This window comes from Nitrobacter sp. JJSN (assembly GCF_051912485.1).
GTDB lineage: Bacteria > Pseudomonadota > Alphaproteobacteria > Rhizobiales > Xanthobacteraceae > Nitrobacter.
In genome coordinates this window covers 2,220,598-2,235,311 of the sequence record NZ_CP196822.1, presented here as the reverse complement: position 1 = coordinate 2,235,311, position 14,714 = coordinate 2,220,598, and the positions used below count along the sequence as shown (strand labels likewise).

Annotated in this window: 13 protein-coding genes and 1 pseudogene; 9 read left to right on the top strand and 5 right to left on the bottom strand. The window is 61.7% G+C overall.

Annotated elements, in window-relative coordinates; all coding sequences use genetic code 11:
* The first annotated feature begins 6 nt into the window (after positions 1-6).
* Both ACSZOQ_RS11100 and ACSZOQ_RS11095 read left to right on the top strand, forming a co-directional pair.
* Positions 7-207 carry a DUF2065 domain-containing protein gene (locus ACSZOQ_RS11100; RefSeq protein ID WP_439922591.1) on the top strand — a complete coding sequence of 67 codons (201 nt, stop codon included), beginning with the start codon at positions 7-9 and terminating at the stop codon, positions 205-207.
* Between the two features lie 159 nt (positions 208-366).
* Positions 367-1,863: a Do family serine endopeptidase gene (locus ACSZOQ_RS11095; protein WP_439922590.1), complete on the top strand. Its 1,497-nt coding sequence runs from the start codon at positions 367-369 to the stop codon at positions 1,861-1,863.
* A gap of 83 nt (positions 1,864-1,946) precedes the next feature.
* On the opposite strand, the gene serB is transcribed toward ACSZOQ_RS11095, so the two are convergent.
* Positions 1,947-2,840, bottom strand: coding sequence for a phosphoserine phosphatase SerB (gene serB / locus ACSZOQ_RS11090; RefSeq protein WP_439922589.1), 894 nt, complete (start codon positions 2,838-2,840; stop codon positions 1,947-1,949).
* Between serB and miaA the strand changes: the two genes are divergently transcribed.
* The 5 genes from miaA (at position 2,839) to ilvC (ending at position 8,708) form a co-directional block, all read left to right on the top strand.
* The gene (miaA, locus tag ACSZOQ_RS11085) at positions 2,839-3,783 is read left to right on the top strand and encodes a tRNA (adenosine(37)-N6)-dimethylallyltransferase MiaA (RefSeq protein WP_439922588.1); all 945 of its coding nucleotides are present in this window, start codon (positions 2,839-2,841) and stop codon (positions 3,781-3,783) included. The genes serB and miaA overlap by 2 nt on opposite strands.
* A gap of 292 nt (positions 3,784-4,075) precedes the next feature.
* Positions 4,076-5,854 carry an acetolactate synthase 3 large subunit gene (locus ACSZOQ_RS11080; RefSeq protein ID WP_439922587.1) on the top strand — a complete coding sequence of 593 codons (1,779 nt, stop codon included), beginning with the start codon at positions 4,076-4,078 and terminating at the stop codon, positions 5,852-5,854.
* Positions 5,855-5,931: 77 nt separating this feature from the next.
* Positions 5,932-6,474 (top strand): acetolactate synthase small subunit, encoded by a 543-nt coding sequence (ilvN, locus tag ACSZOQ_RS11075; RefSeq protein WP_439922586.1) that lies wholly within the window; start codon positions 5,932-5,934, stop codon positions 6,472-6,474.
* Positions 6,475-6,478: 4 nt separating this feature from the next.
* A complete protein-coding gene (locus ACSZOQ_RS11070; RefSeq protein ID WP_439922585.1) occupies positions 6,479-7,213 on the top strand; it encodes a class I SAM-dependent methyltransferase in 735 nt (244 codons plus the stop codon).
* Between the two features lie 475 nt (positions 7,214-7,688).
* Positions 7,689-8,708, top strand: a complete 1,020-nt coding sequence (ilvC, locus tag ACSZOQ_RS11065; protein WP_439922584.1) for a ketol-acid reductoisomerase — start codon at positions 7,689-7,691, stop codon at positions 8,706-8,708.
* A 75-nt stretch (positions 8,709-8,783) separates the two neighbouring features.
* On the opposite strand, the gene ACSZOQ_RS11060 is transcribed toward ilvC, so the two are convergent.
* The 4 genes from ACSZOQ_RS11060 to ACSZOQ_RS11045 all read right to left on the bottom strand — a co-directional run bounded on the left by ACSZOQ_RS11060 (position 8,784) and on the right by ACSZOQ_RS11045 (position 13,431).
* Positions 8,784-10,112 (bottom strand): MFS transporter, encoded by a 1,329-nt coding sequence (locus ACSZOQ_RS11060; RefSeq protein ID WP_439922583.1) that lies wholly within the window; start codon positions 10,110-10,112, stop codon positions 8,784-8,786.
* A gap of 487 nt (positions 10,113-10,599) precedes the next feature.
* Positions 10,600-12,159 (bottom strand): ABC transporter permease/substrate-binding protein, encoded by a 1,560-nt coding sequence (locus ACSZOQ_RS11055; protein WP_439922582.1) that lies wholly within the window; start codon positions 12,157-12,159, stop codon positions 10,600-10,602.
* On the bottom strand, positions 12,156-12,947 hold the full coding sequence (locus ACSZOQ_RS11050; RefSeq protein ID WP_439922581.1) for an ATP-binding cassette domain-containing protein: 792 nt from the start codon (positions 12,945-12,947) through the stop codon (positions 12,156-12,158). The genes ACSZOQ_RS11055 and ACSZOQ_RS11050 overlap by 4 nt, the downstream gene beginning before the upstream one ends.
* Positions 12,948-13,005: 58 nt before the next feature.
* Entirely contained in the window at positions 13,006-13,431 is a 426-nt protein-coding gene (locus tag ACSZOQ_RS11045) for a hypothetical protein (RefSeq protein ID WP_439922580.1), read from the bottom strand.
* Between the two features lie 405 nt (positions 13,432-13,836).
* On the opposite strand from ACSZOQ_RS11045, the pseudogene ACSZOQ_RS11040 reads away from it, so the two are divergent.
* Positions 13,837-13,949: pseudogene (locus ACSZOQ_RS11040) on the top strand (ABC transporter ATP-binding protein); the annotation flags it as partial.
* Between the two features lie 34 nt (positions 13,950-13,983).
* A complete protein-coding gene (locus ACSZOQ_RS11035; protein WP_439922579.1) occupies positions 13,984-14,691 on the top strand; it encodes an NUDIX hydrolase in 708 nt (235 codons plus the stop codon).
* The last annotated feature ends 23 nt before the right edge of the window (positions 14,692-14,714 follow it).

The following is a 14,714-nucleotide window of genomic DNA, read 5'->3' as shown; positions in this document are numbered from 1 at the left end:
CGTTCGATGGGTTCCATTGCCTTCGCTGATTTCCTGATCGGTCTTGGTATTCTTTTCATGCTCGAAGGCATCCTGTTCGCGGCAGCGCCGGATTGGACGCGGCGGGCCATGAAAAGCGCGCTGGCAGCGCCGGAACACGTTCTGCGGATGATCGGCATCGGTTCGGCGATCGCTGGACTGATCCTGATCTGGTTGGTCAGGCACTAGCCGCTGCCGGTGGCAACGGTAACGTGAAGGCAGCGCCAGCTTTTTGCCGTAATCGAAACCGCTGGTGGCCGGCGAACGCCGTTTCCGCTGCTTGCGCAGCTACGGCGTTCGGGCGCACTGTACGCCCAGCAATATGCTTCCCCAGGAGAGATTCGAAACATGACCGGAGCGTTCCCCGCGTTGAGCCTTCGCCGGCGGTCCCTGCTGGCCGCGCTTTGCCTCAGCGCCGCGAGTGTCCTGATATCCGCGCCGGCTCTCGCTCGCGGTCCCGACGGCATTGCTGACGTCGCGGAAAAGGTGATCGATGCGGTGGTCAATATCTCGACGACTCAGACGGTTGAAGCCAAGAACGGCGGTAGTGAGGGTCGTCGGGCGATCCCGCAACTGCCGCCCGGCTCGCCATTCGAGGAGTTTTTCGACGATTTCTTCAAGAACCGCCGCGGCGGCAAGGATGGCGGTCTGCAACCGCACAAGACCAACTCGCTCGGCTCGGGATTCATCGTCGATCCCGCCGGAATTGTCGTCACCAACAATCACGTCATCGCTGATTCCGACGAGATCAACGTCATTCTGAATGACGGCACCAAGATCAAAGCCGAACTCGTCGGCGTCGACAAGAAAACCGATCTTGCCGTGCTGAAGTTCAAGCCGCCGCATACGCTGACCGCCGTCAAGTTCGGCGATTCTGACAAGTTGCGGCTCGGCGAGTGGGTGATCGCCATCGGCAATCCGTTCAGCCTCGGCGGCTCCGTTACCGCCGGCATCGTCTCGGCGCGCAACCGCGACATCAACAACGGCCCCTATGACAGCTACATCCAGACCGACGCCGCCATCAACCGCGGCAATTCTGGTGGCCCGCTATTCAACCTCGACGGCGAGGTCGTGGGGGTCAACACGCTGATCATCTCGCCGTCAGGCGGCTCGATCGGCATCGGCTTCGCGGTGCCGTCGAAAACGGTTGCCGGCGTTGTCGATCAATTGCGACAGTTCGGTGAGCTGCGGCGCGGCTGGCTCGGTGTCCGCATTCAGCAGGTCACAGACGAAATCGCCGACAGTCTCAATATCAAACCGACGCGCGGAGCGCTGGTCGCCGGGGTCGAGGACAAGGGACCGGCCAAGCCCGCCGGCATCGAACCGGGCGACGTCGTCATCTCCTTCGACGGAAAGGACATCAAGGAGCCCAAGGATCTGTCGCGCATGGTGGCCGACACCGCCGTGGGCAAGACCGTCAATATCGTGATCATCCGTAAGGGCAAGGAAGAGACCAAGAAGGTGACGCTGGGGCGGCTTGACGACAGCGACAAGGCCACGCCCGCCTCAATCAAGACCAAGCCCGACGGCGACGACAAGCCCGTAACGCAGAAGGCACTCGGTCTCGATCTCGCAGCGCTAAGCAAGGATCTGCGAACGCGCTACAAGATCAAGGACAGCGTCAAAGGCGTCATCATCACCGATGTGGAAGCGGATTCCGACGCTGCCGAGAAGCGGCTCAGCGCCGGCGACGTCATCGTCGAGGTGGCGCAGGAAGCCGTGAGCAGCGCTTCCGATATCCGCAAGCGCGTCGATCAGCTGAAAAAGGACGGCAAAAAGGCGGTGCTGCTGATGGTTTCGAACGGCGCCGGCGAACTGCGGTTCGTGGCGCTGAGCCTGAAGTAGGGCGCGACTTCCATCTGTCGTCATTCCGGACGCCGCATGAGCGGCGATCCGGAATTGATTTTTCCGCCGGATTTGGCTCGAAGCTAAGCGCTCACAAACTCGTCGCGCCGATACCCTTGCGCATACAGCAGCGCGGTGAGGTCGCCATAATCGATTCGCGCGGCTGCCGCTGCGGCAACCGTCGGCTTGGCGTGATAGGCGACGCCGAGGCCTGCGTTCTGGATCATGCCGAGGTCGTTGGCGCCGTCGCCGACCGCCAGTGTATCCAGATTGTCGAGATCGAAGGCCTCGCGCAGTTCGATCAGGGTCGCAAGTTTTGCCTCGCGGCCAATGATCGGTTCGGCGGCCTTGCCCGATAATTTTCCGTCTTCGACCAGCAGCGTGTTGCCGCGATTTTCCTGGAAGCCGATCATGGCGGCCACCTCCTTGGTGAAGAGCGTGAAGCCGCCGGAGATCAGGCAGGTGTAGGCGCCGTTGGCGCGCATGGTCATCACCAGTTCGCGGCCTCCCGGCGTCGGCGTGATGCGTTTTGCCAGTACGTCGTCGACAACGGTGACGGGAAGTCCCTTCAGCAACGCCACGCGCTCGCGCAGTGCGGCTTCAAATTGCATTTCGCCGCGCATGGCGCGCTCGGTGATCGCGGCTACATGCGCCTTGAGGCCGGCAAAATCTGCGAGTTCGTCGATGCATTCCTGGCCGATCATGGTGGAGTCCATGTCAGCCAGGAACAGCTTCTTGCGGCGGTCGAGCTGCGGCTGCACCACCACATCGATCGGCAGGTCGCCGCGCGCCTTGCGCAGGCGTTGCATGATGGTCGGAATGGGCTCATCGCTTTCGAAGGGAATGTCAGCCGCGACCTCATCCCACAGCCAGTGCGCCGAACCCGCATTGCCAAGAATTGCGCGCGCCCCGTCCAGCACCGTACTATCGAGCGCGGGATTAACCGGATTACAGATCAGCGTGGCGACGAGCGACATGAGCGGGGAGGACCTTGGCGGAGCAAACGGGCTGGCGACGGATGCCGTGCTTATTGCAGGGCCGACCGCGAGCGGCAAGTCTGCGCTGGCGCTTTCGCTTGCCGAACGGACCGGCGGCATCATCATCAATGCCGACTCCATGCAAGTCTATCGTGATCTCCGCGTTATCACGGCGCGCCCGACGCCGGACGAGGAAGCGCGGGTGCCACACTGGCTCTACGGTCATGTTGATGCGTGCGTAAACTGCTCTGCCGGGATGTGGGTCGGCGATGCCGCGAAAGCCCTTGAGGAAGCGCGCGCGCAAAACCGGCTGCCGATCTTCGCCGGCGGCTCCGGCCTTTACTTCAAGGCGCTGACGCGAGGCCTGTCGGCGGTGCCGCCGATTCCATCCGAAGTGCGCGACGCCGTTCGCGCGCGACTCGAACGCGATGGGCCGGAGGCGCTGCACGCCGTTCTCGCGCAGCGCGATCCCGTAACTGCGGAACGTCTGAAACCGCGAGATCGGGCCCGCATCGCCCGTGCGCTAGAGGTCGTCGAGGCGACCGGCCGCTCCTTAACCGACTGGCATCGTGATGGCCTGCCGCCGCTGCTGCCGCCTGGGCGGGTGAGGGCGGTCTTCCTTGCTCCGGATCGTGAAACGCTCTACGCGCGGATCGATGCTCGCTTCGGTACGATGCTCGCAGCCGGCGCGCTGGAAGAGGTCGCGGCGCTCACCGAACGGCGCCTCGACCCGCTGCTGCCAGCGATGAAGGCGCATGGCGTGCCGGCGCTGATGCGGCATTTGCGCGGCGAGATGTCCCTGGAGCAGGCGGCCGAGATTGGACGCGCCGACACTCGCCACTACGCCAAGCGGCAGTTCACATGGTTCCGCCACCAGTTGCCGGAGTTCGTATGGGTGAGGCCGGAGGAAGCGGAAGCATGGGTTGTCGCGAGCCCGCAATGACGGATCAGTTTTCCCCTCGCTAAACGCCTGTGGTCGACATATTTGCACCGAAACACGGTTGACGGCGGCGAATCCGGCATTTATAACCCGCGCAACCTTTGGGAAGTCTGGCGATAAAATGCGCAATTTTGTTACCAAGCCGGTACTTGTTATCGTCGTACCCAGGAGCGCCGCCCGGGACGGCTGAGGCCGTTCGATCAAGGCGGTGTGCCCGGGGCCCTTCAGAGGCCCTTTTTTATTTCTGCGACGCGGGCGATCACGACCAGAAGTCCGCGCCAATCCGGAGCCGATCATGAGCGAAAGCAAACGCCACGACACCCATCAGATGACCGGTGCGGCCATGATCGTGCGCGCCCTCGTTGATCACGGCGTGAAGCACATTTTCGGCTATCCGGGCGGCGCGGTGCTTCCGATCTATGACGACATTTTCCAGCAGAGTGAGATCGAGCATATCCTGGTGAGACACGAGCAGGGCGCGGGTCACGCGGCCGAAGGCTATGCCCGTTCCACCGGCAAGCCGGGCGTGGTGCTGGTGACCTCGGGGCCGGGGGCCACCAACATGGTGACGCCGCTGACCGATGCGCTGATGGACTCGATCCCGCTGGTCTGCATCACCGGACAGGTGCCGACGCACCTGATCGGGAACGACGCGTTCCAGGAATGCGACACCGTCGGCATCACCAGGCCCTGCACCAAGCACAACTGGCTGGTGCGCGACGTCAACGATCTCGCCAAGGTGCTGCACGAGGCGTTCTATGTCGCGACCACCGGCCGCCCCGGACCCGTTGTCGTCGATGTGCCCAAGGACGTGCAGTTCGCCACCGGCACCTATCACCCGCCGCGCAAGACCGACGTCCACGTTTCATACAAGCCGCAGACCAAGGGCGATGCCGGACAGATCCGCAAGGCTGTCACACTGCTGGCGAATGCCAAGCGGCCCGTGATTTACACGGGTGGCGGAATTATCAATGCAGGCCGCGATGCGTCGAAGACGTTGCGCGCGCTGGTCGAAGCCACCGGCTTTCCAGTCACATCAACCCTGATGGGACTTGGCGCCTACCCTGCCTCCGGCAAGAACTGGCTCGGTATGCTCGGCATGCACGGCACCTATGAGGCCAACATGGCGATGCATGATTGCGACGTCATGCTTTGCATTGGCGCGCGCTTCGACGACCGCATTACGGGCCGCACCGACGCGTTCTCGCCGGGATCGAAGAAGATTCACATCGATATCGATCCCTCGTCGATCAACAAGAACATCCGCGTCGATGTGCCGATCATCGGCGATGCCGGCAGCGTAATGACTGACCTGTTGCAGGCATTCAAAGCAGAAGGCAAGACGCCGAAGATCGATCCGTGGTGGTTCGAGATCGGACGCTGGCGCGCGCGCAACTCGCTGGCCTACAAGAAGAACAACGATGTGATCCTGCCGCAGTTTGCGATCCAGCGCCTGTTCGAGGCGACGCGCGGGCACGACACCTACATCACCACCGAAGTCGGCCAGCATCAGATGTGGGCGGCGCAATTTTTCGGTTTCGAGGAGCCGCACCGCTTGATGACCTCGGGCGGGCTCGGCACCATGGGCTACGGCCTGCCGGCCGCTCTCGGCGTGCAGGTGGCGCATCGCGATAGCCTTGTCATTGACATTGCCGGCGATGCTTCGGTGCAGATGACGATGCAGGAAATGTCGACGGCCGTTCAGCACGAGCTTCCGATCAAGATCTTCATCCTCAACAACCAATACATGGGCATGGTGCGGCAGTGGCAGCAGTTGCTGCATGGCAACCGGTTGTCGCACTCGTATTCCGAAGCGCTGCCGGATTTCGTCAAGCTCGCCGATGCTTTCGGCTGCGTCGGCCTGCGGGCGACGAAGCCGGATGATCTCGACGGCGCGATCAGGGAGATGATTTCGGTGAAAAAGCCGGTGCTGTTCGATTGCCGCGTCGCCGCGTTGGAAAACTGCTTCCCGATGATTCCATCTGGCAAGGCGCACAACGAAATGCTGTTGCCGGCGGAAGCCAATGATGATGCGACCGCAGCCGCCTTCGCCGGCGGCAAGGCGTTGGTGTGAGTTCTTTCCTCGCTCTCCCGCAAATGCGGAGAGGGAGGAGCAACGTCAAACGAGATGTCAAACGCGAGATGACTGCAATGAGCCAGCCCGCTTCCGCCTACTTTCTCGAAGAGCGCCACGATCCGAACGAGACGCACACGCTGTCGGTTCTGGTCGCTAACGAGCCGGGCGTGTTGGCGCGGGTGATCGGGCTTTTCTCGGGCCGCGGCTACAACATCGAAAGCCTCACGGTTTCCGAGACCGAAAGCCAGAAGCACGTCTCCCGCATCACCATCGTCACCACAGGCACCCCGATGGTGATCCAGCAGATCAAGCATCAGCTTGACCGCATGATCCCGGTTTATCAGGTCGTGGACATGACGCTGACCGGCAAGTCCATCGAGCGCGAACTGGCGATGGTCAAGGTCAAGGGGGCGGGCGACCAGCGCATCGAGGCGATGCGGCTTGCGGAGGTGTTTCGCGCTCGCGTGGTCGATGCCACCAACGAAAGCTTCGTGTTTGAAATCACGGGCGGCACCTCGAAGATCAATCAGTTTGTCGACCTGATGCGGCCGATCGGCCTTGTGGAGGTGTCGCGAACCGGCGTCGCGGCGATCGGACGCGGACCGAAGGAGATGTAAGGTCATGTTGGCGCGCGACTGGTTCTACAGCGAACGCGGGCGGATCGGACTGGATGCGCTCGTCGCTGCGCGCTCCGCAATCTATGATCACGACGACAGCGGCAGCCGCGCCCGCGCAACGCTCACTAAAATCGGCGTGCAGCCCGGCTGGCGGATCGCCGATATCGGTTGCGGCACCGGCATGCTTGCTTGCGAAGCCGCCAGGATGGGCGCGCAGGTCGATGCGGTCGATATCGCGCCGGCGGCGCTGGCACTGGCCGAAAATCAGGCGCGCGACAGCAAGGTCGCGATCAGGACGCAATCGGCCGGCCTGCTCAGCTTCGCTCTTGCTCCCGCATCGTTCGATCTGGTGGTCAGTGAGTTCACACTGCATCACCTGCCAGACTTCTGGAAGGCGGTGGCGCTGTCGCGGATGTTCCGCGTTATTAAGCCGGGTGGCCGGCTGTTCCTGCGCGACATCGTGTTCGTCAGCGCTCCGGATGACGCCGAGCGTACCGTCGAGCAGTGGGCGGAGTTCAACACCAAAAACCATGACTTTCCCCGCGACGATGTCGTGATCCACATGCGGGACGAGCATTCGACTTTCGGCTGGGTGATCGAGCGGATGCTGACGGACGTCGGCTTCACGCTGGTGTCGGCGGACTATCACGCGCCGCTGCACGGTACCTATCTCTGCCGCAAGCCTGGCGTCGGCGAGCCCCCAATGCAGCCTTGTCGTTCCTCGGTCGGACGACGTTGATGTCGGAGTGTCTCGAGACGCCGCTGCGGGCTTGTTTCCCGGCAGCCATCGCCCTAAAAACCAGGCAGTGTGGTGGTTCAGAAGTTCTCTTCAATTGTGCCGCAAGGTCTGCAAGAGAACTTCTGAACCGAAACCGCACTGAAAACTATAGATCGGCTAGTGTCCTTTCGAATCCGACGTTCGCAAGTCGGTGCTCTCGCAAAGGTGGGCGAACTTCGGATTCGGGACACTAGTGGTCCGATTCTAACATTTGCATCCCGTTGCGCCGGGAGTTCTTGCAATTGTTAGAATCAAAAGGACCACTAGCTAATATTAGGTTTCTAGTGGAGTTTTCAATTTGACATTCGCTTCCAGGTTTGCCGGATAGTGGGTAGCGAATGTCAAATTCACTCCACTAGCAATTCTTCCGGGCCGCGCGCTCGCGCCATCCGCAAATGTTATCTGGCCGATTATGGCCGCAAATTGAGGAACGACCATGCGTGTTTATTACGATCGTGACGCCGACCTGAACCTCATCAAGGGCAAGAAGGTGGTCATCGTCGGTTATGGCAGCCAGGGTCACGCTCATGCGCTGAACCTGAAGGACTCCGGCGTCAAGGAGGTCGCGATCGCGCTGCGCAAGGGTTCCGCCTCCGCCAAGAAAGCCGAGGGCGCAGGCTTCAAGGTGATGGAAGTCGCCGAGGCTGCGAAGTGGGGCGATGTCGTGATGATGCTGACGCCCGACGAGTTGCAGGGCGACATCTACCGCGAGCATCTGCACGACAACATGAAGAAGGGCGCGGCGCTGATCTTCGCGCATGGCCTCAACGTGCATTTCAACCTGCTCGATCCGCGCGCCGATCTTGACGTACTGATGATCGCGCCGAAGGGCCCCGGCCACACCGTGCGTGCGGAATATCAGCGCGGCGGCGGCGTACCCTGCCTGATCGCGGTGGCCAAGGATTCGTCGGGCAACGCCCATGACCTTGGCCTCAGCTATGCTTCCGCAGTCGGCGGCGGCCGCGCCGGCATCATCGAGACCACTTTCAGGGAAGAGTGCGAGACCGACCTGTTCGGCGAGCAGGCGGTGCTCTGCGGCGGGCTCGTCGAGCTGATCAAGAACGGCTTCGAGACGCTGGTGGAAGCCGGCTACGCGCCCGAGATGGCCTACTTCGAGTGCCTGCACGAGGTGAAGCTGATCGTTGACCTGATCTATGAAGGCGGCATCGCCAACATGAACTATTCGATCTCCAACACCGCCGAATACGGCGAATATGTCACCGGTCCGCGCATCGTGACCGCGGAGACCAAGAAGGAGATGAAGCGCGTGCTCGACGATATCCAGTCCGGCAAGTTCGCCCGCGACTGGATGCTGGAGAACAAGGTCAACCAGACCTCGTTCAAGGCGACGCGCGCCCGGCTCGCCGAGCATCCGATCGAGCAGGTCGGAGCCAAGCTTCGCGACATGATGCCATGGATCAAGAAGAGCGCAATGGTCGACAAGACGAAGAACTAGTTTGCTCTTTCAGCCGGGAAAGATGTACGGGGCCTAGCGGCCCCGCACATTGGCGAGCGTGTTACGGTAACCTTGTTACGATGCGGGTCGAGGTTCTATCGGCTCCCAGATACTGATCTTGCGCGTTTCCGGCATCAGGAAAAGGGCAAGCACGAAGCACACTGCAGGAACTGCGATCGGATAGATCAGCGCGTAACCGATGCTGCCGGTGGCCGCGAAGGCAGCCGAGGTGATGAACGGCACTAATCCGCCGCCCCAGCCGTTACCGATATGGTAGGGTACCGATACCGACGTGTACCGAATCCTGCCGGGGAAATATTCCGCCAGGAACGCTCCGACCGGCCCATACACCATCCCGACATAGCAAACCAAGATGAAGATGATGAAGACCGCTATCGGATAGTTGATGTTGCCAGGTTGCGTGACCGCTCCCAGCCATGAATACAGCGGATAGTAGGTGATCGCGGCGAGCAGCATGCCTCCCAGGATCACCGGCTTGCGGCCGATGACGTCGGAGAGCCAGCCGAAAAAGATCAAGCTCGGCGCCGCAATGAGCAGCGCGGCTCCGACGATGTAGGCCGAGGTCAACGCGTCCACTTTGGAAACCTGCTGCAGGAAGTATAACGCCCAGAACTGGCCGCTGTACCAGACCACTCCTTGCCCGATCAGCACGATGGTGGCGATCCCGACGTATTTGGCATTGGAACTGAGGAAGGCTTCCTTCCACGGATTTTTGGTCGTCTGGCCCCTTGCCTTGATCTCCGCGAAAATCGGCGTCTCCTGGAGTTGGAGCCGGATGTAGATTGCGATCGCTACCAGCAGGAAGGATACCAGGAACGGGACGCGCCATGCCCATTCGTCGAATGCTTGATTACCAAAATATGTGCGCGTCGCGATGATTACGGCCAATGACACCACGATCCCCAGAGTCGGAGAGGTCTGCAGCCAGCCGGTGTAGTAGCCGCGGCTTCGGTCCGGCACATGCTCGGCGACGTAGGTGATGGCGCCGCCATACTCACCGCCCAGGCACAGGCCCTGGATCATCCGCAAGCCGAAGAGCAGAAACGCAGCGGTTAGACCGATCGAGTCGTAGGTCGGGATCAATCCGATTGCACCCGTGCCTAGCCCCATTCCGCTGAGCGTAAGAAGGAACGTGTACTTGCGGCCGATCCTATCGCCCATCCATCCGAAGAGAAACGCTCCCAGTGGACGGATCAGAAATCCGGCCGTGAACAGCGCGATCGTACTCAGCAGAGCTGCGACCGGGTGGGATTGTTCAAAGAACTTGACCGACAGAACCGCGGCCAAACTCCCGAAGATATAGAAGTCGTACCATTCGATGACGTTTCCCACCGACGCGGCAACGATCACGCGGCGGAAATCCTTAGGGACTTGAATAGCCATGTGTTCCTCCTACTGATTCAAGACATAGCTCCCCCTTTCTCTGTGCTTTATTTTCTCGCGGTCCGAGGTCTATGCGCGACGTTTAACACGTGTGACATCTGGACTCGGCAAGTGCGTCAGCAGCGCCTGAACCTAGGGCGAGCTTCGAATCACCCGAGGAAAGCTCCAACGGCGTTCGGTGCCGCGAGCTACCGCTGCCTCCTCCCCATCCATGCGGGGGCGAAGGCGCGGAACCCAGTCTAATCCTGAATGGGACGCCACCCGCATAAGACTTTTGGCTCGGTACTCCGACAAGCAGACCATTCAGTGCCGGTTGCCACTTCGCACTCGTGCGAAGAAAATCAGCTCGCGCCAATGTCGGTATCTGAAATCACCGACAATGGATGTCACGGGATTTGCTGTTTTGTTCTGTATGGTGGCAATTTGTCGCGCTCAGGGGGAAGGGAAAGAGGCGGTGCGGCGCTGCGAGGCGCCGTGTGGCGTCACCTTATTTCTCGTTGATCTTCTCACGTAGCCAGCGCGCGACCGTTGCCGGCGAACTGTCCGCGTCGTTTCCGCTGGCACGCAGGTTAGCCTCGCGCATGAGGCTGATGTCGATTTTTCCAAGCAGAGGCTGGAGTGCGGCGCGCAGCTTTGCGTCATTAGCCCGCCGGGGCGCCAGTAGCACGATCGCGTCATAGGGCGGAATGGCGTGACGGGAATCGTCGAGCACGGTCAGGCCGTACTTGGCGATCAGGCCGTCGCTGGTGTAGCCCGCGATCACGTCGATCTCACCGGAGGCGACGGCGGCGTACATGAAATCCGCCTGCATCTGCCGCTGCTCGCGGAACGACAATCCATAAGCCTTCTTCAGGGCCACCCATTCCGGCCGGGCAAAGAATTCGTAGTCGCCGGCGATCGACATCGCGCTTGCGCGCGTGGCGAGGTCGGCGATCGAATGAATGTTCAGCGCGTTGGCGCGTGTTTTGGGCATCACCAGCGCGTAGGCATTCTCGAAGCCGAGTTCGCCGAGCAGGGTGATGTTTTTCCGCGCCAGCGTCGCCTTGATCCCGGCGAGCAATTTTTCGCGCGGAACAATACCCGTGTTGTGGAACTGGTTGGCCCACAGCGTGCCTGAATAATCGACATAAACGTCGATGTCGCGATTTGTCAGCGCCTCGAAGATCACGTTAGAGCCGAGACCCTCACGCGCGGTGGCGGAGAGCCCGGCTGCCTGAAGTCGCTGCGAGATCAGCTCCGCGAGCACGTATTGCTCGGTGAAGGTCTTGGCGCCAACGATGTAAGTCGATTTGGTTCGGGTGAGCGAGGGCGCTAATGTGGCCGCGATCAGGGCCGCAATACCGACAAGGCCGGCCACCACGCGGACGCGACTGCGTACTCGCAAGCCGGATTCGATCAGGGCCAGCAACTGATCCACAACCAGCGCGAGGGCCGCCGCCGCGATGCAGCCGAACAGCACGAACACCCAGTTCTGGGTTTGCAACCCGGCGAAGATGTAGTTGCCGAGGCTGGTCTGACCGATCGGCGTGGAGAGCGTCGCGGTGCCGATCACCCAGACTGCCGCAGTGCGGATTCCCGCCATGATAATCGGCAATGCCAGCGGCAGTTCGACCAGGAGGAGGGACTGTCGCGCTGTCATGCCGACGCCTTGCGCGGCTTCGGTCAGTGCAGGATCGATCCCTTGCAGGCCGGTGACGGTGTTGCGCAGCACCGGAAGCATCGAATACAGCGCGAGCGCCAGCACTGCCGGCAGAAATCCGAACGCGGAGAAGCCGACGCCGAACCATCTCAGCGTCAATGCCGCGAGCGCCAGGAGCAGCGGATAGAACAGCGCCAGCAGCGCCAGTCCCGGCACCGTCTGCACGATGCTGGCAAGACCAAGCAGCACGGAGCGCATCACTGGCCGGGTGCGCGCGATCAGTGCCAGCGGAAAGCTGGCGGCAAGTCCCAGCAGCAGCGCGGTGACGCTGACGCGGACGTGATTGCCGAGATAATCGGGCAGGTGACCGAGCGCTTCACTCCAGAGCGGGTCGGAAAGCAGGCTCATAGCGTGCTGTTCTGCGATAGCGCCGCCCGAAGCCGTTCGGCCTGGCGGCGCGGCGTCCCCAGCAGCTCGCCGACATAAGGATCGTCGCACCGGGATAATTCCGCCGCCGTGCCCAGGGCCAGCAGGCGGCCTTCGCGCATGACGGCAACGCGATCTGCAAGCAGCAGCGCTTCCGTCATGTCGTGGGTAATCATCACGGTGGTAAGGCCGAGCTTGGCGTGCAGCGCGCGGTAGTCGTTGCCGAGGGCGTCGCGCGTCATCGGATCGAGCGCGCCGAAGGGCTCGTCCATCAAGACGATGTGCGGCTTCGCGGCGAGCGCCCGCGCCACGCCGACGCGCTGGCGCTGGCCGCCGGACAATTCGTGCGGGAAGCGGTCGCGGTACTGCGCGCGGTCAAGCTGCACCAGATCGAGCAGTTCGTCGACCCGCGCGGCGATTTCGGACTTCGGCGCCCCGAGCAGGCGCGGGGTGATGCCGATGTTGCCGGCGATGCTCATATGCGGAAATAGGCCGCCGTTCTGGAACACATAGCCGATCCGGCGGCGCAGCCCGATCGGATCGACGCCGGCGATGTCCTCCCCTGCAACGGTGACGGTGCCTGCGTCGGGATCGATCAGCCGGTTGGCGAGTCGCAGCAGCGTAGTCTTGCCGGAGCCGGAGCCGCCGACGATGGCGAGAAATTCGCCCGCGGCGACACCGAGTGATAGATCGTCCACGGCCTTGACGTGGCCGCCGTTGAAACTCTTGGCGACATGCGAAAACGCGATCAGCGGCGAGGTTTCGCTCATGCCTTGCGGGGTTATCACATGGCCGCCGTCGCACCAAGTCCAGACCGGTCTGAGGGCGCTAATGCGGTTTGTCGATGGGCTTGACGTCGAAGGTCACGGCGAGCCTGCCGCCGATGCACAGGGATCGATAAGTGATGGCGAGCCGCGCCTTGAGTGAGGCGATCGCCTCATCGACACGCCGCCTGACCAGCAGCGCGAGGGGATCATGTTCGTCGTCGGGAGCCGCGCTGCATCTGACGGTTCCAAACCGGCGCGTTGCTTCCACGGTTTCGCGCTCGATCGCGGTCTGAAGCGCGTTGCGACTACGGGAGCGCCGTATCGCGACCTGAAGCGCGAGGCTCCAGGTTTCAGCGATCGTCGTGACGATGTCTCCGGGATGGACAGTTCCTGTCGACGCATCGCTGTCATTGGCCCGGCAGGCCGATCCATTCAGCAGGAACACCAGCGCGATCACGCTCCCGCATGGGAGCACTCGTCGTCTCATTCATGTCTCCGTTGTCTTGCAATGTTCTTGTTTCATGGCGAGCGGGAGCGTGCGGATACAGCGGTGCAGCCGCAGCCGAGTGTCGTGTTTTCGATGAGGCTGGAATGATGTGCAGCCTTTGCCGGGCTTGTCACGAGACGGTGAGTTGTGAGCGCCTGGCGACACAAAGGCAGGTCGGCGAAGCTGCAAAAATCGATCGATTTTGAATCAGATCGTCATCGCGTTGACGACAACGGTAAAATTTGCGGCCAAGTCCAAACGCACAGTTCCATCCGAATTGTGCATTGGCCGATGAGCCGGAAAACCGCCGAAAACTTTATCTTGTTGTCCCCGCCTTTATTTTGTTTTGCGTCGGTGTAGGCGCGGCTGCCCATGGTCTTGTACATCGCTCGCTGACGGGATTAAAACGACGATGTGGGTTCTCTGTTTCAATCCGATGCATTGTTTCCTTGGAAGACGTACTCGACAATGTCGCAATCGGGTTGGAAATCACCGGAACGCCGCACGCAGACGCGCTCACCGTCGCATAGACCAACGCGCAGGTAGCGCAGCGTGACGAAGCCCGTCATCCATCGCGTCACCCGGCTGGATCTTGCAGTCCGGCCTTGGCGCTGGGCCTTCGCCGAAGAGCGGCGTAGCGAGATCGATGCTCATTTCGCCGCGCTGCGCGTCAAAACCCCGGCGCTGTGGAACGGGCGTATCCTGCTCGGCCGCAACCGGCAGTTCGACGGCGGGTGCTTTCGCGCGGACTATTTCGAGACCGACTTTGCGAGCTTTCTCGCTTGGCGAGACTGGGGCTTTCCTGACAAGGACGTTTTCAACGGCTTCGGCATGGGCGCGCTGCGCAGTAGCGACCGTCTGTTCGTATTGGGCGAAATGGGCGCAAACACCGCGAATGCTGGTCGCATCTATTTCCCCGCCGGTATGTCCGACCCCTGTGATATCCGTGACGGCAAGCTCGATCTTGCGATCGGGATCGCCCGCGAAGTCGGCGAGGAGACCGGCCTTGCCTCACACCTGTATCGCGCCAACCCCTGTTGGTATTGCGTCGTCGCCGGGCCGCTGATCGCTATTATTCAGCTTTTAGACGTGGATATGAAGGGCGAGGCGCTGCGCGCGCGGATCGCACGCACGCTCGCGGGACAGGCTGCACCGGAATTTAGTGCGATCCATCTGGTGCGAAGCCGCGCGGATTTTACCCCGGCGATACCGGTGTATGTGACGGCATTCATCGATCATGTGGCGGCGATGGCGGTTTGACATCAGCCGCCGGGCTATATTGT